This is a genomic window from Mesorhizobium sp. M0239 (genome assembly GCF_040321815.1).
Classification (GTDB): domain Bacteria; phylum Pseudomonadota; class Alphaproteobacteria; order Rhizobiales; family Rhizobiaceae; genus Mesorhizobium.
In genome coordinates, this window is sequence record NZ_JAMYSG010000006.1 from 1 (window position 1) to 22,964 (window position 22,964).

Genomic DNA, 22,964 nt, shown 5'->3' on the forward strand with positions numbered 1-22,964 from the left:
CCATAATCACATTATGGACAATTTTCCTATTCCCGTATTCACCGAGTCTCGTATTCGCCTATTCCCGTATTCCCCTATTCCCCTATTCCCCTATTCCCCTACTCCCCTACCTCGCATTTTCGGGGTTACATCAGTCAAAACTCTTCCCTATAAGGCCCTCCTAGCCTGATACCAGAATCGCGAGCACAACCGGCCGGGTCTTCCCGTCCCGGTTTTTTGTGCAAGCCGCCCGCCGAACGGACCTTTGACATGCCAAGACGCACTGACATCAAGTCGATCCTGATCATCGGGGCCGGCCCCATCGTCATCGGCCAGGCCTGCGAGTTCGACTATTCCGGCACGCAGGCGTGCAAGGCACTGAAGGAGGAAGGCTTCCGCGTCATCCTGGTCAATTCCAACCCGGCCACCATCATGACCGACCCGGAACTGGCCGACGCCACCTATATCGAGCCGATCACGCCTGAAGTGGTCGCCAAGATCATCGCCAAGGAGCGGCCCGACGCGCTGCTGCCGACCATGGGCGGCCAGACCGCGCTCAACACCGCTCTGTCGCTGCGCCGCATGGGTGTGCTCGAGCGCTACAATGTCGAGATGATCGGCGCCGACGCCACGGCCATCGACAAGGCCGAGGACCGCGCGCTGTTTCGCGAGGCGATGAAGAAGATCGGCCTGGAAACGCCGAAGTCGATGCTGGCCAACGCCACCGACGTCAAGAACACGGACCGCAAGACGCATGAGGCCGAGCGCGCCGCCGTCAAGGCCGAGGCCCCGGCCGATCTCGACGCCGCGCTCGACGCGCTGGAAACAAGCTGGAACCTCGGCGAAGGCGACCGCAAGCAGCGCTACATCAGCCATGGCATGGCGATCGCGGCACAAGCGCTCGACCATGTCGGCCTGCCCGCCATCATCCGCCCGTCCTTCACCATGGGCGGCACCGGCGGCGGCATCGCCTACAACCGCGCCGAATTCTACGAGATCGTCCAGTCCGGCCTTGACGCCTCGCCGACCACCGAAGTGCTGATCGAGGAGAGCGTGCTCGGCTGGAAGGAGTATGAGATGGAGGTCGTCCGCGACAAGGCGGGCAATTGCATCATCGTCTGCTCGATCGAGAACATCGACCCGATGGGCGTGCACACCGGCGATTCGATCACCGTCGCCCCGGCGCTCACGCTCACCGACAAGGAATACCAGATGATGCGCAACGCCTCGATCGCGGTGCTGCGCGAGATCGGCGTCGAGACCGGCGGCTCCAACGTGCAGTTCGCCGTCAACCCGGCCGACGGCCGCCTGGTGGTCATCGAGATGAACCCGCGCGTCTCGCGCTCGTCCGCTCTGGCCTCCAAGGCGACTGGTTTCCCGATCGCCAAGATCGCGGCAAAACTCGCCGTCGGTTACACGCTGGACGAACTCGAGAACGACATCACCGGCGGCGCCACGCCGGCCTCGTTCGAGCCGTCGATCGATTACGTCGTCACAAAAATCCCGCGCTTCGCCTTCGAGAAATTCCCCGGCGCCGAGCCGGTGCTGACCACCGCCATGAAGTCGGTCGGCGAAGTCATGGCCATCGGCCGCACGTTTCAGGAATCGCTGCAGAAGGCGCTGCGTGGCCTCGAAACCGGCCTGACGGGCCTGGATGAAATCGAGATCCCCGGCCTCGGCTATGGTGCCGCGACCGCTAACCACGCCGACGACCGCAACGCCATTCGGGCCGCACTGGGCACGCCGACGCCGGACCGGCTGCGCATGGTGGCGCAGGCGATCCGCATGGGCACCTCGCTGGAAGACGTCCACGCCATGTGCAAGATCGACCCGTGGTTCCTCGAACAGATCGCAGGCATCGTCGCCATGGAAGCCCGCATCCGCGAGCACGGCATTCCCGAGGATGCCGTCAACCTGCGCATGCTGAAGGCCATGGGTTTCTCCGATGCCCGCCTCGCGTCGCTGACGAAGACCGACGCCGAAGTGATTCAGAAAGCTCGCGAAAAGCTCGACGTTCATCCTGTTTATAAGCGCATCGACACCTGTGCCGCCGAGTTCGCCTCGCCCACCGCCTACATGTACTCGACCTATGAAGTGCCGTTTGCCGGCGCGCTGGCCAACGAGGCGCAGGTCTCGTCGCGCAAAAAGGTCGTCATCCTCGGCGGCGGTCCCAACCGCATCGGCCAGGGCATCGAGTTCGACTATTGCTGCTGCCACGCCGCCTTCGCGCTGCGCGACGCCGGCTATGAAGCGATCATGATCAACTGCAACCCGGAGACCGTGTCGACCGACTACGACACCTCGGACCGGCTCTATTTCGAGCCGCTGACAGCGGAAGACGTGCTGGAGATCCTGCGCGTCGAACAGTCGTCGGGCGAACTGGTCGGCGTCATCGTCCAGTTCGGCGGCCAGACGCCGCTGAAGCTGGCCGATGCGCTGGAAAAGGCCGGCATCCCCATCCTCGGCACCTCGCCCGACATGATCGATCTCGCCGAAGACCGCGACCGCTTCCAGAAGCTGCTGCACAAGCTCGGCCTCAGCCAGCCGAAGAACGGCATCGCCTATTCGGTCGAGCAGGCCCGCCTTGTTGCCGGCGAACTCGGCTTCCCGCTGGTGGTGCGCCCGTCCTATGTGCTGGGTGGCCGCGCCATGCAGATCATCCATGACGAGGGCATGCTGCAGACCTATCTGCTCGACACCGTGCCCGGCCTGGTGCCGGAGGACATCAAGCAGAAATACCCCAACGACAAGACCGGCCAGATCAACACGCTGCTGGGCAAGAACCCGCTGCTGTTCGACACCTATTTGTCGGGCGCCATCGAGGTCGATGTCGACTGCCTCTGCGACGGCAAGTCGACCTTCGTCTCCGGCATATTGGAGCACATCGAGGAGGCCGGCATCCATTCGGGCGACAGCGCCTGCTCGCTGCCGGTGCACTCGCTGCCCTCGGAGCTGGTCGACGAGTTGGAGCGCCAGACGGCGGCGCTTGCCCGCGCACTCAATGTCGGCGGGCTGATGAACGTGCAGTATGCGATCAAGGACGGCACGGTCTATGTGCTGGAGGTCAATCCGCGGGCGTCACGCACCGTGCCCTTCGTCGCCAAGACCATCGGCCGGCCGATCGCGAAAATTGCTGCCCGCATCATGGCCGGCGAAAAGCTGGAAGACGCTTTCGCCCATTACGGCGCCATGCCCGACCCCAGAAACCCCGGCCACATCGCGGTCAAGGAAGCCGTCTTCCCCTTCGCGCGCTTCCCCGGCGTCGACATATTGCTCGGGCCGGAAATGCGCTCGACCGGCGAGGTCATGGGCCTCGACCGCGACTTCGCGCTCGCCTTCGCCAAGAGCCAGTTGGGCGCCGGCGTCGACCTGCCACGCTCCGGCACGCTGTTCGTCTCGGTGCGCGACGAGGACAAGAAGGGCATCCTGCCGGCCGTCAAGCGCCTGGCCGGCCTCGGCTTCAAGGTGCTGGCCACCTCCGGCACGGCCCGCTTCCTCGCCGAAAACGGCGTTGTCGCCGAGAAAATAAACAAGGTGCTGGAAGGCCGCCCCCACATCGAAGACGCCATCCGCAACCGTCAGGTGCAGATCGTCTTCAACACGACGGATGGCCAGAAGGCAGTGTCGGACTCCAAGTCGCTGCGGCGCGCGACGCTGATGCAGAAGGTGCCGTATTATACGACGCTGTCGGGTGCGGCCGCGGTGGCCGAGGCGATTGCGGCGCTGAAGGCGGGGAGCCTGGAGGTCAGGCCGCTGCAGGAGTATTTTGCCTGAAATGAAGGTTCCTTTTTGAATTCCGCCCTGTTGCAATAGACCTTAAGGTATCGCCCCACTTGTCTTAGCACGTGAAGTGCATCAATCAGTACGGAGTCAACTAGACTAGCGACGGTGCTTTGCCTGCCGCCCCGATTTCGATTTGGCTGCGCTTTGCGAATCTCCCCAATCACCCAAAGTAATATAACGGAAAAGCCTTTCTTCAGCCCTGTCGAGCATCGAAGAGTTAACGTTTCTCGAAAGAAATTTTACCCTCTCATAGTATTCTTTCGCGAATTTCTTAGCCAAATCAGGCTGAGAATGCTTAACAAGAGCACCAACATGTCCAACAGACAATGTCACGATAGGGTATTGGTCAGTTTTCAAAGATTGCTGTGAATCCATTATCCTGAGGGTTTTGACGGCAATATCAATAAGGTCGCGCGTTACCGTGTCATACTCCAAGCGTTGCCGTGCAGACCGCAACTGTAGATCAGCAAGAGCGTGAACTGCGTATGGGTTGCCGGAATAGGCGCTTATCGAGCGCTGCATCATAGCGACAGCCTCCGTCAGATTACCCTGCGCGGCCAAATAAAGACCGTATTGAAGCCAGTAATGCCCATCAAGTTGAAAGTCAGTTTCAAAGTCAGAATAGATCACAGACCCATCTTCGTCACGACCTTTGCGCTGAGTTATTTCACTAACAAACGTATGATTTAGTATGAATCTGAATAGCTGCGCGTCCTGTCTATGAACATGCTTAACAATAGGCATAGCATATTTTATATACGTTCTGAGTAGTTCCCTAATTGCGTCACGTATGTCGTCGAAGTTAGCAACTTCATCAAATATGTGCCTTACGTACAGATCATGTCTAGCAATTAGCCTTTTACTCTCTGTATACGACACTATACCGTCAAGAGCTTCCAAGGCTTTATCAAATGTTCTCGTAGGCTTTAATTTGGAGTAAGCCTCACGGGCCACGTCCGCGCTCACCCCAATTCTCGCCAGCGTTGAGACGCCAACAATCAGCAAAAGACGCCTAGTGTCTGCGTCTGGCAGTTTTTCGAATTCATTCGTAATAATATCATCAAAATTTTGAGAATCTGTCGCTTCTCGGAGAGCGATCAGTAGTTGGCTTTTCGATTTCGCCAGCTCAGCGTGCTGCTGCAATCGTGTCATCTTTCGGAAACGCGGCGCAGGTACATATTCTACGAGACGATCGATCAAGGGATCATAGTCCCGCCTTACAAATCGCTGGAACAAGGCCGGGCGCGCGAATTCCCCCAGATATCGCGAAAGGTGCTCGATCCATTCACCCGTGCGAGATGAGGAAACAACCGTTATACTACCGGCTTTTATAGAGAGAAGAGAGTCCGAGAATCCGTCGCCATACACGAAAAGATCTCCGGCAAAAACGATACACCGCTCACCATGCAATCTATTCAGCAATGAAAACGCCTTAGTGGTGGACACCACATCTCTGCTCATCTCATAGATAGGCACTTCCGGATTATCGCTAGCGTAGTCGAGTATCGCCATCATTGTTGCAGTTGTCTTCCCGCTCCCGGCCTGCCCAGTTGCGACAAAAAGTCGATCGCCTCGTTCGATTGACTCAAAGAGTTCCTTTTTCAAACTTTCAAATGCCTCAAGACGAACGGGAACCTTGGAAGCCGCCAGCATCCAGCTCGGGGGAAAACCTTGGAGGAACTGCCGCCCCATCAGAGCCTCCTCACCTGGACGCATCTGCTTCAAGCGTTCAGCGAGCGTCCTAACAGAAATGGGATAAAGGGAGTGCGCAACATCTATATCTGAAGCTGTAATTGAGTTAAGCGCTGTGGCGCCAAATTCATTGGCCTTCGCCACGACTTCACGAGCATCGTTTCCGTTTGGAAATGCCGATTTGACCCAAGCCGCAAAATCCTTGAGCGTGCCCTCGATATGCACCAGCCCCTTTGACTTCAAACCTTCTTTTTTAATAAGAGACAGCTTATCTGGAGTCACCACATACCCGCGCCCCGAAGAGAACCTACCGTTGCTTTTCGCTCTCTCGATCTCGGCTAGTAAAATTGGCTCATTTATTGATGTTCCTATAAATATAGGGCACGACGAAATATAGTCCTGCCCAGCTCTCTCATACCAATAATTCTTATTACTAATAATGTGCTTCGAGTATTCGGTGTCAGAAAGCACAAACCCGTACTCCGGTTTGTTGATATCTCCGTGCAGATGCACCACGTGAAGGAAACGGGGGCCTTCAAACTCGGCGGCGGAGTCAACCATGCCGTTGTAGTATCGGCGAATTTGGGCAGTTCTTTTCTGAATATTTTCAATCGAATCGTCATAGTTAAATGTATATACTCGCTTCCAACAAACTTGCAGAAGAGATACTAGCTCATCAGATGGAAATGTTCCTTTGTATTCCTTAGTCAGAATCGAAACAATCTGAACGTCACTCAGGTATTGGCCTCGAATTGCGGATACTACTTCCGTCAAAGTTTCGGAATCATACGGAAGGGCGGCACGTTCCGCGAACAACCTGGCTAATGATCCTCCGGTTTTAACGGGCTGGCCATAGGAATTTTTAGATGAAATGGATGCACCAGCACCGAGAATAAGAAGCGCATCCCCTTGCATAATGCTCTTTATTAGAAAAGCTTCATCACCAGAATCGAGTCGCATACCCCCCCCAAAAAATTTTCTTCGCTATGCTTTTTCGTGACACAATCACTAACCCAACTCGATGCAGCGTTCAATCCAGTTGCTACCAGGCGCTTCGATTCGATCGCACTGAGCCCTTGACATGTCCCGAGTACTACAAGTCATATTACATATTTATTTTCCAGATGGAGGAATTTGGAAATGGAAATAATTTATGTTTTTAGATAAATCTTTAAGACGATAATATAACTTGACAGTGTTAATTTATAAAATATTTGTTTATTTCTCAACATAGTTACGGAGGCGCACGATATCAACAAGGCAGGATCTGCGGAGGATGATCCTTGCCGGAGCTTCTCACGACACCGCGACACACTCGATCTCGATATCAAACTCCATCGGCCACGAAGCCACCGGCACAAAACTCCGCGCCGGCGGGTTCGTCGAAAAATACTTCGCATAAACCCGGTTGATGGCGTTGTAGAAGCCGGAATTGACGGCGTAGATGCGCACCATCACCACATTGTCCAGCGAGGTGCCGGCCGCTTCCAGGCAGTGTTTCAGCGCCTTCAGCGACGCCTCGGTCTGCGTTTCGATGTCGCCGCGCACCATCTCGCCGGTCACCATGTCCACCGGCGGCGTCGCCGAGATGAACACGAAGCCGTTGGCCCTCACCGCTGTCGAGCAGGGAAGGCCGAGCGCCCGCACCTTGTCCGACATGACCGGCACTTCGATGATTTCTTTCTTCATGGTGGTTCTCCCTGAGTATGCAGCAGGCTGCCGCGTTAGCGCTAATGAAGAGCCCCCTAACCTTCCCCCCAAGGGCAGGGCTATCGCATGTGGATTCTTGCGAAGAAGGACCCCCACCCTAACCCTCCCCACAAGGGGGAGGGAACGCTGCCGCGGGCCTTTAAATTCTTCTTTGGCGCCGAAAGACAGACGATTTGCCTAGGTCAGCGCCAACGGAAGTCTCCCTCCCCCTTGTGGGGAGGGGTTAGGGGTGGGGGTCCTCTTCGCAAAAAAACTGTAGGTGACAACCCAGGTGCTTCAGGGAGCTTATCCCTGCACTGGCGGAACACCAGTGCAGGCGCTCGCTCTAATCAGAGAAAACCGATGAACCGTCCGGCGAAAAGCACGGAAATCCACAGCAGAATCGAGAGCACGGCCAGGACGGTCCCACCTGCCGGCTCGCCGCGGCCTGTTGCGCGGGAGAAGCGCATGAAGGCGAGGAAGTTGACGCCGGCGAGAAGGATGAGTGCCATCTTGGCGAGGAAAACCGGCATCGCCGCATAGGTGCTCGCCTTCACTGAAAACAGCAGCGAGCCTGTGACGAGCGCGCCCGCGAACGCCGCCAACGCAATGTGGCGCAGCAGCCCGACGAACGCCGCTTGCGGCAGCGAACGGAAAGCACCGCATATCCTGAGGTCCATGAGAACGACGCTGGTCAGCAGCGCGCCGATCGACATGATGTGGAGCGCATTGACCACGGGGTAGGCGACGAAGGAGCCCTTCAGCCACCGCGCCAACGCAAGGTGCTCGATGCCGGTGAAAAACTCCGTCATCTAGGCGGGCGGCACACGGTCGGGATAGACATCATACGTCTTCCCATTGACGATGAGGCGCACCGCTTTCATGCGCTTTTCGCTCGCCTCGACCGAGCGATTGCCGATCGCAGTCACCTCGTCGCCGACCTTGGCCACCTGCTCGGTGAAGCCGGCGGCGATGGTGCGGGAGGGCGGCGCCATCTCCACCCGCCAGGCCTCGCCCTCTGCATCGACATCCAGCGTGGCGTGCGGATTACCGATATAGATGGCCGTGATCTTGCCCCTGAGTTCGAAAAACCCGTCCTGCGTCCACGACCAGCCATGATGGGCATAGGCCGCGGTGCCGGCGGCAAGGATCACGGCCGCCGTCAGCAAGACGCCGCGAATTCCGTTGAACTGCATCGCTCGTCTCCTCGGTTCATCCCGCAGGGATTGAAGAGTAGGACGCGGCACGGCAAGGTCAAATCACATCAGGCGAAGCCGCCAGGCGCCGCTCGATCACCGGGGACCTTGCCTTGCTAATGACATCCATGCGCGCCACTCTCTCCTTCCTGGCCGTTCTTCCCCTGGGCTGAAGACCGGACTCACATCCAAACGAGGCAAACCATGAGCAGCATGAGAGACCGTCAGGAAGGCTTCGAAAAGAAGTTCGCGATGGACGAGGAAACGAAGTTCAGGGCCATGGCGCGCCGCAACAAGCTGCTCGGCCTGTGGGCCGCCGAACAGCTCGGCAAATCCGGTGCGGATGCCGACGGCTATGCGAAGGAGGTCGTGCACGCGGACTTCGAAGAGGCCGGCGACAACGATGTGTTCCGCAAGGTCCGCGCCGATTTCGACGCGGCAGGCATCGCCCAGTCGGATGCCCAGATACGCACCGCCATGGAAGACCTGCTGGTGACCGCGGTCGAGCAGATCAGGTCGACCTGAGCAGCGGTCAATGGTGCTTGGTTTGCCAACCAGGCGCTCTACGGCGCCGCCCTCTGTCCTGCCGGACATCTCCCCACAGGTGGGGAGATTGGCAGCTTCGGCGCCGGCTTTTTCCTTGCAGCGTTGGAAAATTGGCAGAGGCCGTGGTGACAGCCAATCTCCCCACCTGTGGGGGTTGAGGAGTGGTCCGCGAAGCGGATGGAAAGCCAATTGCTTGGCTTTCCAAATAACGAACGTCCGGCAGGACAGAGGGGGGCGCCGTAGAGCGCCGACCTGAACCGCCCTCACCCCTGATGCGCGGCCGCCAGTTCCTTCACGTGCTTTTCGTGCATCTGCAGCGTCGGCAGCGTCTTCTTGGCGAATTCCTTCATCGCCGGGTCGTCGCCTGACTTTGCATAGCCGCTGAACAGCGCGACGGCTTCCTTGTGGGCGTTGGTCTGCATTTCGATGTATTTCGCCTGGAACTGATCGCCGCTGGCGCTCTTCAGTTCATCGAGCATCTTCTGCTCCTTGGGCTGCAGGGCCGGACCGGACGGCGCTGTGGCCGAGGTTGTCTGGCCTTGGGCAAGCGCCGCCTTGAATTCCTCGCCGGCCTTGGTGTGATCGGCGATCATCTGTTTGGCGAACGCCTTGACGTCGGCGTCGGTCGCCTTCTGCTCGGCGAGCTTGCTGGACTCGATCTCGAACTCATTGGCGCTCGGCACCGTCTTGATGAAGGTCGAAGTGTCGACCTTCGTCGTCGTGGCGAGCGGCGTGGTCGTGGCGGTCGTGTTCGACTGGGCAAAGGCCGGCGCGCCGGCAAGCAATGCTGCTGCGGTCAGAATGGTAAGCGTCTTCATGGCATGTCTCCGGTTGGAATTGTCCCTCGGACAATCCAACGTCGCTTGGGCACTCCGGTTGCAGCTCATGAGGAAGAAGCCTGCGCATGTCGCCTCAATTGCCCCACCGTATCCGTGCCGGGCTCGAACCCTCGCCGATGCCCTCGTTCGAGCCAGCCATGGGACTCATGTTCCGAAAACTGAAACGCGGCGGCTGACCAGAGCTGCCTTTCAGTGGCAACACGCCTCGCCATATTGCAACTGCTCGTTCCAGTTCGGGCGGCCTTCAGGCGTGAAATCCATCAGGTTCCACAGCGTTTCGCAGGTGCCAAGGCCGCGTGGGTCCTGGCCCGGCTCCGTCGGTGCGAAATCCAGTTCCGAGCTCCAGAAATGGCGTATGCCGTCGCCGTCGCGGTGGAACACCGACAGCAGCGGGATCTGTGCGCCGTCGGCCGCCTCCGCATTGTAGTCGCGCTTGAAGCTGTTGGAAGCCGAAGACACCAGCCGCATGTTGCGCCAGCCCCGGTCGCGGCCGAGCGTGACCAGGTTTTCGAGCGCGGTCTTGCCCACCACCGCGAAATTGAAGCCGGCGGCCTGGAGATGCCCTACCGCGCCGTCGAACTGATCGAGCAATGCCGTGCAGGACGGACATGGCTGGTCCGGTCGGGCAAGCTTCGCCGTGCCGCCGCTGGTCGCCCCATCGCGCTTCTCCTGCGGGTGACGCGGGAACATCATGTTGTAGAGGATCAGCGTATCCTTGCCCGGCGCGAACAGCTCCGACAGTCTTGTCTTTGCGGGCTTGCCCTGGGCATCCAGTGCGTCGAATTCATAGTCCTGGCGGATCAGCCCGCCCGGCGGCAGCGCGCGCCGGGCCTCGGCGACCTCTTCCATGACGCGGCGCAGCTCGATTTCCTTGCGCAGCAGTTTTTCGCGCGCGGTGCGGTATTTCGCGGATTCGTTTGGAAAGGTGATCATGATCGGCTCCTTCAAGTCGCGGCGCCGGCGTCCCGGCGCGGTTGCTCTGCGACCCAAGGACGTTTGGCGGCGATCGGTCCCGACATTTATTGCGCCTGGTGAGATGTCGTAATACCTGTTCGGGCAGCGCGATCCGGGGAACAATATGCACGACGACGAGATCGATCTGCGCTGCCCGCAAGTGGTGGCCGACAATGCCGCCAAGGGCCTCAGGCTGCGCGGAGAATTCGGCCGCGGCGGCACCGAGATCGGCGTGGCCCGCGCCACCGAGCTGAAGAACCGGGAAAAGCTCGCGCCCTCCACCATCCGCCGCATGGTCAGCTATTTCGCCCGCCACGAGATCGACAAGCGCGGCAGAAACTACGGCAATGAGCAAAACCCTTCGGCCGGCTACATTGCCTGGCTGCTGTGGGGCGGCGACGAAGGCCGCGCCTGGGCGCTGGAGCTCAAGCAGAGGATCGGCAACGCACCGGACATCTGAGCGTTTCGCCCCCTCACCCCTTGACCCCGCCGGCGGTGAGGCCGGAGACGATCTTGCGCTGGAAGATCAGCACCAGCACCACCAGCGGCACCGTGACGATCACCGAGGCCGCCATGATGTTGCCCCAAGGGATCTCGAACTGCGAGTTGCCGGAGAGCAGCGCGATCGCTACCGGCACGGTCCGCTGTGCGTTGTTGGAGGTGAAGGTCAGGGCAAACAGGAACTCGTTCCACGCGCCGATGAAAGCCAGCAGGCCGGTGGTCGCCAGCGCCGGCCACATCAGCGGCAGGAAGACCCACGTGATGATGATCCACGGCGTCGCGCCGTCTAGGATCGCCGCCTCCTCGACCTCGACCGGCAGGTCGCGGACGAAGGTGGTGAGCACCCAGACGGTGAACGGCAAGGTGAAGATCATGTAGGAGAAGATCAGCGCGAACAGCGAATTGTAGAGGCCGAACAGGCGGACCAGTTCGAACAGCCCGGCCAGCAGCGCCACCTGCGGGAACATCGACACCGACAGGATGATGAACAGCAGGGCCGAGCGACCGCGAAAGCGAATGCGCGCCAGCGCATAGGCTGATGTGACGCCGAGCAACAGCGACAACGCGACGACTGCGCCGGAGACGAAGAGCGAGTTCGCGAGGTTGCGCACGAAGCTGCCCTCGGTCAGCACATTCCGGTAATTGGCAAGACGGATCGTCGTCGGCCACAGATCGGCTCGGAACAGGTCGGTCCCCGATTTCAGGCTGGTGACGATGGCGTAGTAGAACGGGAACACGGCGACGAAGACGATGACCGCGACCAGCAGGTAAAAGGCCGTGCGCTTCAGGATCCACATGTCAGCGGCCTCCGTCCAGGCTTATCCGGCCGATCCGGATGGTGACGATGGTGAGCAAAGCGAGGATCAGGAAGAGCAAGGTCGAGGCGGCGGAGCCATAGGCGAACTTGTCGAACTCGAACAGGTTCTCGCGGGCGAACACCGACATCGACTTGGTATGCACATTGTTGGGCGTCAGCACATAGATCAGGTCGAAGATGCGCAGTGCATCGAGCGCGCGGAAGATCACGGCCACCATCAGCGCGGGGCGGATGAGCGGCAAGGTCACCCGCCAGAAGATCTGCCAGGGGTTGGCGCCGTCGAGCCTGGCGACCTCGATGATCTCCCTCGGCAGCATCTGCAGCGCGGCCAGGATGAGCAGCGTCATGAATGGTGTCGCCTTCCAGATATCGACGATAAGGACCGCCGCCATCGCCGTGTCGGCGTCGGCCGTCCAGGCGATCTTGGTGCTGATCAGGCCGAGATTGAGCAGCACGACATTGATGATGCCGAACTGGTCGTTGAGCATCCATTGCCACATCTTCGCCGAGACGATCGTCGGGATCGCCCAGGGGATCAGGATCGCTGCCCTGACGATGCCGCGGCCGGCGAATTCCGCGTTGAGAACCAGGGCAACGATGGTGCCGAGGATGGTCTCGCAGGTCACCGAAATCACTGTGAAACGAACCGTGTTCCAGACGGCATGCCACCAGACCGGATCGACGAGCAACCCGTCATAGAGGGTCCTGCCGCTCGGCATGCTGAACACCGAGAAATAATTGCCGAAGCCGACCCATTGGCGCGCATCGAGATCGGCCAGCGAGGCATCGGTGAAGCTGAAATAGACCGTGCGGGCAAGCGGCCAGCCGGCCGCCGCGGCGAGCACCAGCAGCATTGGCGCCAGGAAAAGCCACGCCGAGCGAACGCGCTGCGCCGTCAACTGCGAGTGCGCGGCTCTGGCTGTTTCCGGTTCCGTCCCTGTCATCTCGCTCCGCTCGTTGCGGTCCCGCCGGGTGGCTGTCCCAGTATCGTCACCAGCCTCGGCCCTTCAACTTGGTCAGCATCGCTTCGAGATCGGCCAGATTGTCGGCGGCAGTGCCGTCGCCCGACAGCGTGTTGTGCACGGCGTTCCAGAACTGGCTCGACGCCTCGTTGTATTTGATCCTGGTCGCGGCCGAGGGGCGCGGCACCGCATCGAGAAAGATCTGCTTCCAGCGCGGAACGATCGGCTGTTGCCTGGCGATGTCGGCATCGTCATACAGCGCCTGGATGGTCGGCAGGTTGGACGTCTTCAGCGTGCGGTATTTCTGCATCGCGGGCGAGGCGATGAACTTGATCAGCTCGATCGCGGCATCCGGATGCTTCGAATATTTGGAGACGGCGAGATTCCAGCCGCCCAGGGTCGCGACCGGTCGGGCGCCCTCGCCCGTGCCGGCCGGCAGCGGCACCACGTCGAATTTGCCCTTGATCGGCGAGCCCTCGCCGTTGCCGAGCGCGTAGGCATAGGGCCAGTTGCGCATGAACACCGCATTGCCTGTCTGCCAGACACCGCGCGATTCCTCTTCCTGGTAGGCGAGCACGCCGGGTGGCGCGATGGTCCCGACCCAGCCCTTGACCATGTCGAGCACCGCCGCCGCTTGGCTGTTGTTGACGGAGATGGTGCCGTCCGGCTCGATGATCTGGCCGCCGCCATTCGACATCACCCATTCGAGCGCGTCGCAGGTCAGCCCCTCATAGGCATTGCCCTGAAAGACGAAGCCCCAGATATCCCGATTGCCAGCCGCACGCTCCTTGTCCATGACCAGCCTGGCGGTGTCGGCCAGTTCCTTCCAGGTGGCCGGCACCTTGGCGCCATATTTGTCGAGGAGATCCTTGCGGTAGTAGAGCGCCGGCGCATCGGTAAAGATCGGCAAGGCGACGAGCTTGCCGTCGACGGTCTGCGACCGGATGATCGACGGGAAATGCTCAGCCACGATATCCTTGGTCGCTGCGGTCAAATCCACGAGCTGGCTGGCGAGTTGCGGCGCCCAGATCACATCCGTCTGGTAGACGTCGATGTCGCTGTTTCCGGCGGCAAGCCAAAGCCGGTACTGGCCGAACTGGTCGGTCCCGGACGCCGGCATGACGACGATGCCGACCTTGTTGCCGCTGTCTTTCTCGTAACGGTCGAGGATCTCGCGCAGCACCTTGATGCCATCGCCGGTATCGCCCGACACGATCGACAGATCGACGGCCCATGCTGGCGTGCCAGCGAGCATGGCAGCGACGCCGACCGCAAGGAATGCGTGAGAAAACGTCATGGTGGTGGATGTCCCTCCGCAGCCGGTGACGGAAAATCCTCCCACGCGCCGGCAGCTTGTCAGGCCCTCACCTCCCATTAAATGCGAAGCGGCGCTTTTGGGTTCCCAAATCATGCCGTTCCTGCGTGGGCGACATGCATCAGGGTGTGTTGAGATTCAGGTCAGGCAACTATGGGTGCTTCGGCCGGCGAAGGCCGGAAGCGCAGGGAACCGTCGCTTGCAGGCCGGCATCACCTGAATATCCGCACACCCTAGCCTTCCCAGGCGACAGGCATCATCCCCAGCCGCTCATAGAGCCGGACCGCGGCGGGATTCTCGACCGTGTTGGTCTTGAGGTCGACATGATCGGCGCCGCGTTCGCGAAAAACGGCGAAGGCGTGCCACATCAGCGCTTCGGCAACACCCCTGCCGCGCGCCTCGGGATGAACGGCGAGGTCCTTGACGAAGCCGCGGGTCCAGCACAGTGCCGCCGCCGCCAGCCGGCCCTTGGCGTCGATGACGAGGAAGCACAGCGCCGGGTCGAATTCGGGATCGTCCGCGATACGCGGCCACCACTCGTCGAACGGACCATCGGCGTCGTCATCGAACACTTCGGTCAAAAGCGCATGCAGGGCGGGCGCGTCACCGGGCTCGAAGCTGCGCATGACAAAACCCTCCGGCCAGTGCGGCGGAACCAGCGTCTCGTCGAGGATTTTGCACAGCCGGATGTCATTCAGAGCCGGCGGGCGCGGTTCAGGCATTGCGCTCAGGCGTCGGGCTGCAGGCGGCGGCGCTGGCGGTCGCGGCCAAGGCCGGTCGCCTCGAGCAGGCCCTTGCGCTTGGCGTCGTAATAATAGCCGGTTTGATAGAGCCAGTCGGCCTTCTTGGCGTTGCCGCCGGCCACCAGCCAGGCGCCGCGCAGATATTTCACCGCGTATTTCAGATTGGTATCGGCGTCGAACAGGCCCTTGGCCGGCCCGTCATAGCCCATGCCGCGCGCCGTCGCGTGTTTGATCTGCATCAGTCCCCAATGGCCGTTGTTGTAGGCTTTTGGGTTGAAGGTGCTCTCGCGGTTGACGACATGGCGCACCAGATCCACCGGCACCTGATAGATCGCCGCATATTTCTCGATCAGCCGCTCGACATCGCCACGCACGCCCGTCGCGTGTTCTTCTTGCACGGGCCCTGCCGGGAACTGGACCAGGGCCGCCGGGTTCTGCGGCACGACATAGGCGACCTGCTGGACGCCCGGCATGCGATCGCCCTTGGCGGTTGCCGGTATGACGAGCCCCGCGGTCGTATAGGTCTCGGCCGCCTTGACCGGCTCGCTCGCCTTTGCCGGCGGCGGCGCCTGCCAGGCATTGGCGGTCATCACCGCGGGCACGGCTGGTGCCGCCGGTGTCGATCCGGCAAAAGCGGCGGTCGCGGCAGCCGGCTGTGCGGCGGGATCGAGCGGCAGTTCGGCCGTCTGAGCGGGGGCGATTCCCGATGATTCCGGCAGCACCGAAACCGTCTCCGGCAGAGGCACGGTGAAGCCGGCGTCAGTGCCGGCGACGGTCGCTGTTTCGGTGAGAGCAGGCGCGGACTTCATCTGCGAGGTCGACGTGCAGCCGCTGATGCCGGCGGCGGCCAGGATCACGCCGATCGCGATAAGGTTGAGTTTTGCTGGCAAGCCGCGCTCGGGTCCGGTTTGTCGGGTTGTTAAGAAATCCCTTACACCAGCGATTCAGGCCGGGCAATCGGGGCGATCAGGTGGTTTTCGGGTGGCGAGACGCAGGCGGTGGTGCCATATTGTTCCGGATATGTACTGGGACGAATCCCGGATTTCGCCACTTTGCGGGAAGGAGCGCATCATGGTCACGACAGCTTCGATCACGGCCGGCCACGCAGTGTTAGAAACAGTGATCGGTTTCATGGGCATTGCCTGGAGCGAAAAGGGCCTGATCCGGCTCTGCCTGCCCGAACGCAGCCGCGAAGCGGTGGAGCGGCGCCTGCTGCGCCATGGCGGCGTTTCCACCTCCACGGCGCAGCCGCCATGGGTGGTCGAGCTGATCGCAGCGATCAAGGCCTATGCGGCGGGCGAGGACATCGATTTCTCCGCCGTGCCGGTCGATCTCGACGGCGTCGACGATTTCCGCCTCGCCATTTACGACGCGGCGCGAAAACTCTCCTTCGGCGAAACCACCACCTATGGTGAGCTGGCCAAAACCGCCGGCCATGCCGGGCTCGCCCGCGAAACCGGGGCCGCCCTTGGCGCCAATCCGGTGCCGCTGGTCATCCCTTGCCATCGCATCCTTGCCGCCGGCGGCAAGATCGGCGGCTTCTCGGCGCCCGGCGGATCGATCACCAAGGAGAAGATGCTGGCCATGGAAGGCGTGCGCGTCGGCCCGCTGCCACCGGCGCAGGTGTCGTTCGGGTTTTGAACGGCGGCCGGTGCTGGCAGTAAGCCGGGATCAGTACATCGATCGCCTGTTGACCGGGTTGGCGGGCACCGGCTTCCAACGCGGAAAATATCCACGATGACCGTCTCTGGCGTGTCAGCCGTTTTCGGCTGAACGACCTGGGGCATGACAAGATCGCCTTGGGCGATCACCCGCTTGAAGTCGACCGCCTGTTTCGGCCAATGGGCAACTCCCATCTTTTCCAGAAGCTGCCTGACCGAGTCGCGACCGTCCGTCATCGTCGGGTTTAAGTTGCAGCATGGATGTCTCCCTGGTTGCGTCGGTGTCAGGTCAGTGCGCGCGCGACGAGGACCGTATCGACATACTGCCGCATGCGGATGATCTTGCCGTCCCGCAGTTCGTAGAGATGAGCGAAGGGGGCCGTCATGGATTTTCCCGTCGCCTTGTATGTACCGGAATACACGCCGAAGGCCGCCACCCGGTCGCCATCGGCAATGAAACTGTGCACGGCGGCGTGGTATCCGGTCCACTCCGAGCCGAGCCGCTTGAAAACACCCTGCATCAGGGCCTCGACGCCGATATAGGTGCCGGCATAGGGAAACCCTTCCGCCTCGGTCCATTCGATGTCGGCGGAAAGAACGGCCAGCAGATTGCGGCCGTTCTCCTCGGAAGTTCCCTCGTAGGTTCTACGGATCAAATCGAGGTTCGTCGCCATCTCAGCCCCACTTCATCTCGCCCTTGGCGACCTTGGATCCGACATCGAGGGCGACGCCCATACCGAGGCCGGGGAAGCGGGCCTCCATGGCCGCCTTCAACGCGGCGCTGTCTGCCGCCTTGCCCAGTTCTTCCTCGAAGGTGATGAGATAGGACTTGGTGAACTCCACCGCCGAAGGACCGATCGCGGCATCGGGGGCCATGTGGCCAGGCACCACGACAGCGGGCTTGCGGGCGGCAATCGCGTCCAGCGTCTTGATCCAAGCGGCGCGGCTCTCCCTGGTCTGCGTGTCGGCGGTCCAGACATGAACGCCCGAGAAGATCATCACTCCGCCGAAAACGGCATTGAGCGACGGCACGAACAGATAGCGGCGGTTGGCCAATCCTTCTTCCGCATTGACGATCTCGACAGTCTCGCCATCGACGGTCAGCGTTGCGCCGTCGAATGCCTCGGGGAAGACGATGTCGGACAGCGCCTGCGGGCCATTTTCCTTCAATTGCGGACCCCAGACGGCGAGCTTCTTCTCCACATTGCCCTTGATGGCTTCCAGCGTGGCGGAGGCGGCGATCACTTTCGCCTCCGGGAAGGCGTCCCGCACCGGCTTCAGGCCGAAGTAGTAATCGGGATCGGACTGAGTGACGTAGATGGTGGTCAGCTTCTTGCCGCTGGCCTTGATGGCATCGGCGAGCGCTTTGCCGTCCGGATAGGTGAAGCCGCCATCGATCAACAGGGCTTCGCTCGGCCCCGACAGCAGCACCGGCGCACGGAAGAAGCCGTTTGGACCCGCCGGGAAGTGTTTCCAGCCAAGCTTGGCGCCGGCGGCTCGGCCGCTGTCGATGGGAGCGAAAGCGGCGGTTGCGCCGAGGGCCAATGAGGTCTTCATGATCTGTCTCCTCGTGAACATGGAATATCTCCGTTGAATGAAAGGGATCGGATGCGGCTGCGCACCCGCCGGCCGCAGGACGGACGGTGGAACGGCACGGTAGGCTCTTTGGATTAATCAATAAATTGGCTATAATAATACAAACTGTATGTTGAAAGCTTACAATGAGCCTTCGTGGTGGAATCGATAAACCTCAATCGCCTCGCCTATTTTGCCACGGTGGTCGACGCGGGTTCCTTCACCCGCGCGGCCGAGCGGCTCGGCATCACGAAAACAGTTGTCAGCCAACAGGTCGCGCGCCTTGAGGCTGAGCTGCGAACCACGCTTCTCGTGCGCACGACGCGAAGGGTCGAGCCGACGGAAGCAGGCCGTCTTCTGCATGCACGCTGCGTTCTGATCCTGCGGGATGTCGAAGAAGCGATCGCCGAGGTTGGCGAGACCAACGCCGAGGTGGCCGGTGTGCTGCGTGTTTCCGCGTCCAATGATTATGGCGCGATCGTGCTGGCCCCGATCGCCGCCCGCTTTCGCCAGAAATTTCCTGCCTGCGGCGTCGAACTGCTCATTTCCGATGCCATAATTGACTTGATCGACAACAAGATAGACCTGTCCATCCGGGTCGGCTGGCTGGAGGACTCCAGCCAGCAGGCGCGCCGCATCGGCACCTTCCGGCAAATCCTGGTCGCGTCGCGGGATTTCGCCGCCGGGATCAGAGTAGACAAGCCAGAAGACCTTTCTTCCTTACCGCTCGTTGCCAATGCCGTGCTTCGCAAGCCGTTCACCTGGAACTTCACCCGAGGCGGTTTCGAGCCGCGCACCATCACCCTGCGCGAGGCATTCTCCATCAACTCGACGCCGGCTGTGCTGGAAGCGACGCTCGCCGGGGGCGGACTGGCAGTTCTGCCGGACTATCTGGTCGTCGACCACCTATCGCAAGGCCGCCTCGTCCACGTGCTCCCCGACTGGGTGCTGCCCTCCGGCGGCATTCACGTGGTCTATCCGGCAGCGCGCTTTCGCCCGCAAAAGGTGACGCAATTTGTGTCCATGCTCACAGAACACATCCGGGATTGAGAGCAATGGCTGCCGGTCGATAAGCGCTAGTTGTTGTGGAAGAACCGCCGGCGGAAATGCCGGTCATTGTCCGGCCGCTTACAGTTGTAGACCGGGCAGGACTTTGTGTCGGCGCTCGGCACGTAGGCCCGTGTCCTCACCTCGCCCATGCTGCAGAATCGCTGGCTCTGTACATAGCGGTCGTAGAGCGGCAGCCCAGGCACCCGCTTCGACTGATAGCGCAGGATGACGGCCCCTTGCCGGGCGATCGTCCCCTGAACCTTGCCGCAGCTCATACGCGTCGGGTCGTAGCGCGAGATCGCCTGCGCCTGAGCGGCGACAAGCGTGAGGCAGGCGGCAAGCAGAATGATTTTCATGGTCGTCTCCCCTGATCCGCCGCTCGAGAACAGCGTGATCTGCCGCAACGTTTTCAGCAGATTGGGGCAGCCGTTGGGCAGCGCTCGATCACGGCTTTCTCACGCAGTCTTGTATTTTATGCGAAACCAGCCTATATGCCTTCCATTGATATTTCGGCCGATCGATCCGGGCCTCGCGATCTTCGCGTTTGCTGACGTCTATCTCCAAAATCTCGATGCACACCGGCTGGACTTCGGTCCGGTCAATCTAAAGCAAATGTTGAAGGACTATCTAAAATGGCAACAGGAACGGTCAAGTGGTTCAACGCCACCAAGGGCTTCGGCTTCATTCAGCCTGACGCGGGCGGCGCGGACGTTTTCGTCCATATCTCCGCTGTCGAGCGTGCTGGACTGTCGACCCTGGTCGAAGGCCAGAAGATCAACTTCGAGATCGAGCAGGACCGCCGCACTGGCAAGTCGTCCGCGGGATCTCTGAGCAAGGCAGCCTGATTTTGCGAAGTGCGCGCGCCGGGCGAGAGCTCGGGGCGCGCGGCAAGTCACGGATGTACTGACAGTCGCGCGAGAAGCGCGCTGGAGCGGAAAGACCCGACAAGCTGGATCAGCAGATAGCTGCCAGCCCGGACCCGACGCTCCCGATCAGGCTACCAAGCATGGAAGGCGGGATTTATCCCGCCTTTTTGCTGTCTGGAGATCGGCGCCGCAGGCGATACGACCACCGGCGTTACTTACTCCACCCAATCGATCGGCACATGCCCCGGATCGGCCTCTACCCGGCCAAGCCAGGCCGCCACCGCCGGATAGGCGTCGAGCTGGAAACCACCCTGCTCCGCCGTATGCGTATAGGCATACAGCGCGATGTCGGCGACGCTGAGCGTGCTGCCGGAAAAGAAAGCATTGTTTTCCAGATGCCTGTTCATCACGCCGAGCGCCTTGTTGCCGCGCTCCAGCGTCACCGCCAGCCGCTCCGGGGTCGCATCCCCGGCACGTTCGGGGAAGGTCAGCAGCGCCTTGCGCACGGCAATGTAGGGCTCGTGGCTGTATTGTTCGAAGAACAGCCATTGATAGGCGAGCCCACGCTCATACCTGTCCGCCGGCAGGAAGCGTGTGCCTTCGGCGAGATAGAGCAGGATGGCGTTGGATTCGGCCAGCCGCCGGCCATCGTCGAACTCGAGCAGCGGCACCATGGCGTTCGGGTTCTTGGCGACAAAATCGGCTTTGCGTGTGTCGCCTGTGTGCGAACTCACTCCGACATTGGTAAAGGCAAGGCCAAGCTTGGCCATCAGCAGGCGCGGCTTGTAGCAATTGCCGCTGTCGATCATGCCGTAGAGTATCATGGCTGTTCTCCGGAGCACTGTCTCCGCGCGATTATCGCAGCGGCGGCGGCCTCAACCAATGATTTGTTTTGGTACGACGATCAGCGCCGCTGATGCAAAGCGTCCAAGGACGCTCACGGCACCAATTGTCGGCATGCCCTGGCCAAAGAGGGGCACGACCTTGCTGTCCCGGCCCAGCAGCGCATCGATGACCAGCGGCTTTTCCTCGAATACCGTGCCGGCAAGCGCGGGACGGGCGAGGAGAAAACCCTGCAGCAGGTCGACGCCGCCTTCGAGCGCGACGCGCAGATGGGTGGGCTGCTCGATGCCTTCGACCAGCACCTTGGCGCCGCGGTCATGCAGGCTGGAAACCAGCGGGCGGAAGAACCGTTCGGCGGCAGCGTGGCGGCAGAACTCCGCGAACCAGGTGCCGTCGATCTTGACGATGTCGGGCTTGAGCAGGCTCACCCGCTCCTCGGTCGAGTGCCCGGTGCCGAAATCGTCGATGGCGATGCGCATGCCGTCGCGCCGCATTTCGCGCACCAGCCGCGTGAGAAGCGCATCGTCGGCCGCCTGTTCGGTGATTTCGCAGACCAGCATGGCCGACGCCAGGCCGAACTCGCCGAGATGCCTGGTCATCAGGCGAATTTCGGCCAGTGCCCGCCCGGCATGGTCGTTGATCAACGGGTTGTAGTTGAAGAACAGGTCGAGGCCGTCGACGCCGATGTTGCGGAAATTCCTGAGATGCAGCGCCCGGCACATGGTTTCCACAAACAGCCGGTCCGAGACGGCAACGCTTTCAAAGAATACCTTCGGCGCGCCGGGGCGGCCGGCACGGTGCGGCTCGATCAGGGCTTCGGCCGCGACCGCGTGAAGGAACCGGCCGCGCGGCGCGAAAATCGGCTGGTAGGCGCTGCGCAGCCGGAACTCGCCATATATGCCGTATTCGATGCCGACTTCGTCGACCTGGATCGCATCGCCGACATTGCGCCGCCGATCATCTCTCATGTCGCCACACGGCGCCCGAAGGCCTTGACCGGCCGCGCCGAAGGCGTTGCCACGGCAGGAACCGTGTCGACGGCAGCAGCGACAGGCGCCTGCCTGGCCTTGTCGAAGACGCCAAAGCTGGTCGGCGCCAATTCGGGCCGCGCCAGCACGAAACCCTGCACCATCGACGCACCCGATTTCTCGGCGAGCTCCAGTTGCCAGCCCTCCTCGATGCCTTCGAACACCGTATGGATGCCTTGCTCCTCGAAGTTCTTCACCATGGCGGTCAGCAACGCAAAGCCGGCACCGGACTCCATCAGCTGCGTGATCCAGTAGGCATCGAACTTGACGATATCCGGCTTCAACTCCTTGACCCGATTGATGTCGGAATCGTCGGCGCCATAATCGTCGACGGCGATGCGAAAACCGTTGGCCCTCAGTGCCGCGACGAAGCCGTGCAAGGCTTCCTGCGACGCCGACCGCTGCTCGGTCACCTCGCAGACGACGCGACGCGGGTCGATGCCGGCCTCGTGCAGCACGAGCCGCATGTCGCGCAAGGCAGCGTCGGCAACAGTGCGTTCGGTGAACACCGACGGGTCGAAATTGACGAAGATCGACGCTTCCCGCGGCAGGCAGGCACCGGCGTTGAGAAGATGCAGCGTCCTGGTCAGCGCCTCGATATGCAGCCGGTCGGCGGCCGGACAGGTCGAGAAGAAATTCATCGGCGATTGTGGCTCGCCGTCGCGGAACGGTCGGATCAGCCCTTCGAACGCGACCACCGACAGCTTGCCTTCCTTGAAGGCGAAGATCGGCTGGAAGGCGCTTTGCAGCGTGTAGATGCCCCAGACACCGGTGGAGGTGCCGTCGTCCTGACGGATGATGTGGGCAAGCCCGACGCTGCGCGACACGGTTCCTCGCTCCGCAATTGGTCTGCGATCCTGCCACTCAAGCCTCTACCGCTCGTTAATGAATTTATTGTTGCCGACCGGGTCCCGATCACGGCTCC

23 protein-coding genes are annotated in these 22,964 nt (G+C 61.1%); 6 read left to right on the top strand and 17 right to left on the bottom strand.

Annotation, left to right across the window (positions count from 1 at the left end):
* The first annotated feature begins 249 nt into the window (after positions 1–249).
* Positions 250–3,753, top strand: coding sequence for a carbamoyl-phosphate synthase large subunit (gene carB, locus NKI99_RS07215; RefSeq protein WP_352610386.1), 3,504 nt, complete (start codon positions 250–252; stop codon positions 3,751–3,753).
* Positions 3,754–3,858: 105 nt separating this feature from the next.
* Here carB and NKI99_RS07220 read toward each other — a convergent pair whose 3' ends face one another.
* The 4 genes from NKI99_RS07220 to NKI99_RS07235 form a co-directional block, all read right to left on the bottom strand.
* A complete protein-coding gene (locus NKI99_RS07220; RefSeq protein WP_352610387.1) occupies positions 3,859–6,414 on the bottom strand; it encodes a P-loop NTPase in 2,556 nt (851 codons plus the stop codon).
* Positions 6,415–6,750: 336 nt separating this feature from the next.
* On the bottom strand, positions 6,751–7,143 hold the full coding sequence (locus tag NKI99_RS07225) for a RidA family protein (protein WP_352610390.1): 393 nt from the start codon (positions 7,141–7,143) through the stop codon (positions 6,751–6,753).
* A gap of 350 nt (positions 7,144–7,493) precedes the next feature.
* Positions 7,494–7,955: a DUF6644 family protein gene (locus tag NKI99_RS07230; RefSeq protein ID WP_352610392.1), complete on the bottom strand. Its 462-nt coding sequence runs from the start codon at positions 7,953–7,955 to the stop codon at positions 7,494–7,496.
* Positions 7,956–8,339, bottom strand: a complete 384-nt coding sequence (locus NKI99_RS07235; RefSeq protein WP_352610394.1) for a DUF6152 family protein — start codon at positions 8,337–8,339, stop codon at positions 7,956–7,958. It lies immediately after the preceding gene.
* A gap of 204 nt (positions 8,340–8,543) precedes the next feature.
* Here NKI99_RS07235 and NKI99_RS07240 point away from each other — a divergent pair, with 204 nt between their 5' ends.
* On the top strand, positions 8,544–8,864 hold the full coding sequence (locus NKI99_RS07240) for a DUF1476 domain-containing protein (RefSeq protein ID WP_352610396.1): 321 nt from the start codon (positions 8,544–8,546) through the stop codon (positions 8,862–8,864).
* Between the two features lie 284 nt (positions 8,865–9,148).
* Here the strand turns inward: NKI99_RS07240 and NKI99_RS07245 are convergent, their stop codons facing one another.
* Together NKI99_RS07245 and NKI99_RS07250 are read right to left on the bottom strand one after the other, a co-directional pair.
* Positions 9,149–9,703, bottom strand: a complete 555-nt coding sequence (locus tag NKI99_RS07245; RefSeq protein ID WP_352610397.1) for a DUF4142 domain-containing protein — start codon at positions 9,701–9,703, stop codon at positions 9,149–9,151.
* 210 nt (positions 9,704–9,913) lie between these two features.
* Positions 9,914–10,657, bottom strand: a complete 744-nt coding sequence (locus NKI99_RS07250; RefSeq protein ID WP_352610399.1) for a DUF899 family protein — start codon at positions 10,655–10,657, stop codon at positions 9,914–9,916.
* 145 nt (positions 10,658–10,802) lie between these two features.
* Here NKI99_RS07250 and NKI99_RS07255 point away from each other — a divergent pair, with 145 nt between their 5' ends.
* Positions 10,803–11,138 (top strand): hypothetical protein, encoded by a 336-nt coding sequence (locus tag NKI99_RS07255; protein ID WP_352610401.1) that lies wholly within the window; start codon positions 10,803–10,805, stop codon positions 11,136–11,138.
* A 13-nt stretch (positions 11,139–11,151) separates the two neighbouring features.
* On the opposite strand, the gene NKI99_RS07260 is transcribed toward NKI99_RS07255, so the two are convergent.
* The 5 genes from NKI99_RS07260 to NKI99_RS07280 form a co-directional block, all read right to left on the bottom strand.
* Positions 11,152–11,976 (bottom strand): carbohydrate ABC transporter permease, encoded by an 825-nt coding sequence (locus NKI99_RS07260; protein ID WP_352610404.1) that lies wholly within the window; start codon positions 11,974–11,976, stop codon positions 11,152–11,154.
* 1 nt (position 11,977) lies between these two features.
* Positions 11,978–12,940 (bottom strand): carbohydrate ABC transporter permease, encoded by a 963-nt coding sequence (locus tag NKI99_RS07265; RefSeq protein WP_352610406.1) that lies wholly within the window; start codon positions 12,938–12,940, stop codon positions 11,978–11,980.
* A 46-nt stretch (positions 12,941–12,986) separates the two neighbouring features.
* Entirely contained in the window at positions 12,987–14,255 is a 1,269-nt protein-coding gene (locus NKI99_RS07270; RefSeq protein ID WP_352610409.1) for an ABC transporter substrate-binding protein, read from the bottom strand.
* A 251-nt stretch (positions 14,256–14,506) separates the two neighbouring features.
* Positions 14,507–14,995 (bottom strand): GNAT family N-acetyltransferase, encoded by a 489-nt coding sequence (locus tag NKI99_RS07275; RefSeq protein WP_023809718.1) that lies wholly within the window; start codon positions 14,993–14,995, stop codon positions 14,507–14,509.
* Between the two features lie 5 nt (positions 14,996–15,000).
* A complete protein-coding gene (locus tag NKI99_RS07280; RefSeq protein ID WP_023809719.1) occupies positions 15,001–15,906 on the bottom strand; it encodes a lytic transglycosylase domain-containing protein in 906 nt (301 codons plus the stop codon).
* 181 nt (positions 15,907–16,087) lie between these two features.
* Between NKI99_RS07280 and NKI99_RS07285 the strand changes: the two genes are divergently transcribed.
* The gene (locus tag NKI99_RS07285; RefSeq protein WP_023809720.1) at positions 16,088–16,657 is read left to right on the top strand and encodes a methylated-DNA--[protein]-cysteine S-methyltransferase; all 570 of its coding nucleotides are present in this window, start codon (positions 16,088–16,090) and stop codon (positions 16,655–16,657) included.
* Positions 16,658–16,961: 304 nt separating this feature from the next.
* On the opposite strand, the gene NKI99_RS07290 is transcribed toward NKI99_RS07285, so the two are convergent.
* Both NKI99_RS07290 and NKI99_RS07295 read right to left on the bottom strand, forming a co-directional pair.
* Positions 16,962–17,351 (bottom strand): nuclear transport factor 2 family protein, encoded by a 390-nt coding sequence (locus NKI99_RS07290; RefSeq protein ID WP_128303820.1) that lies wholly within the window; start codon positions 17,349–17,351, stop codon positions 16,962–16,964.
* A 1-nt stretch (position 17,352) separates the two neighbouring features.
* Complete coding sequence (locus tag NKI99_RS07295; RefSeq protein ID WP_023809722.1) at positions 17,353–18,255, bottom strand: MBL fold metallo-hydrolase; 903 nt, start codon at positions 18,253–18,255, stop codon at positions 17,353–17,355.
* 156 nt (positions 18,256–18,411) lie between these two features.
* Between NKI99_RS07295 and NKI99_RS07300 the strand changes: the two genes are divergently transcribed.
* Positions 18,412–19,302, top strand: a complete 891-nt coding sequence (locus tag NKI99_RS07300; RefSeq protein WP_352610412.1) for a LysR family transcriptional regulator — start codon at positions 18,412–18,414, stop codon at positions 19,300–19,302.
* A gap of 26 nt (positions 19,303–19,328) precedes the next feature.
* On the opposite strand, the gene NKI99_RS07305 is transcribed toward NKI99_RS07300, so the two are convergent.
* Positions 19,329–19,658: a hypothetical protein gene (locus NKI99_RS07305; protein ID WP_023809723.1), complete on the bottom strand. Its 330-nt coding sequence runs from the start codon at positions 19,656–19,658 to the stop codon at positions 19,329–19,331.
* 276 nt (positions 19,659–19,934) lie between these two features.
* On the opposite strand from NKI99_RS07305, the gene NKI99_RS07310 reads away from it, so the two are divergent.
* Entirely contained in the window at positions 19,935–20,147 is a 213-nt protein-coding gene (locus NKI99_RS07310) for a cold-shock protein (protein WP_010910991.1), read from the top strand.
* A gap of 236 nt (positions 20,148–20,383) precedes the next feature.
* Here NKI99_RS07310 and NKI99_RS07315 read toward each other — a convergent pair whose 3' ends face one another.
* From NKI99_RS07315 to NKI99_RS07325, 3 genes are read right to left on the bottom strand one after another with little or no spacing between them, the layout of a single operon-like run.
* On the bottom strand, positions 20,384–20,992 hold the full coding sequence (locus NKI99_RS07315) for a glutathione S-transferase family protein (protein WP_128303818.1): 609 nt from the start codon (positions 20,990–20,992) through the stop codon (positions 20,384–20,386).
* Between the two features lie 51 nt (positions 20,993–21,043).
* Positions 21,044–21,979, bottom strand: a complete 936-nt coding sequence (locus NKI99_RS07320; protein WP_352610414.1) for an EAL domain-containing protein — start codon at positions 21,977–21,979, stop codon at positions 21,044–21,046.
* Entirely contained in the window at positions 21,976–22,866 is an 891-nt protein-coding gene (locus tag NKI99_RS07325; protein WP_352440418.1) for an EAL domain-containing protein, read from the bottom strand. The genes NKI99_RS07320 and NKI99_RS07325 overlap by 4 nt, the downstream gene beginning before the upstream one ends.
* Positions 22,867–22,964: the final 98 nt, after the last annotated feature.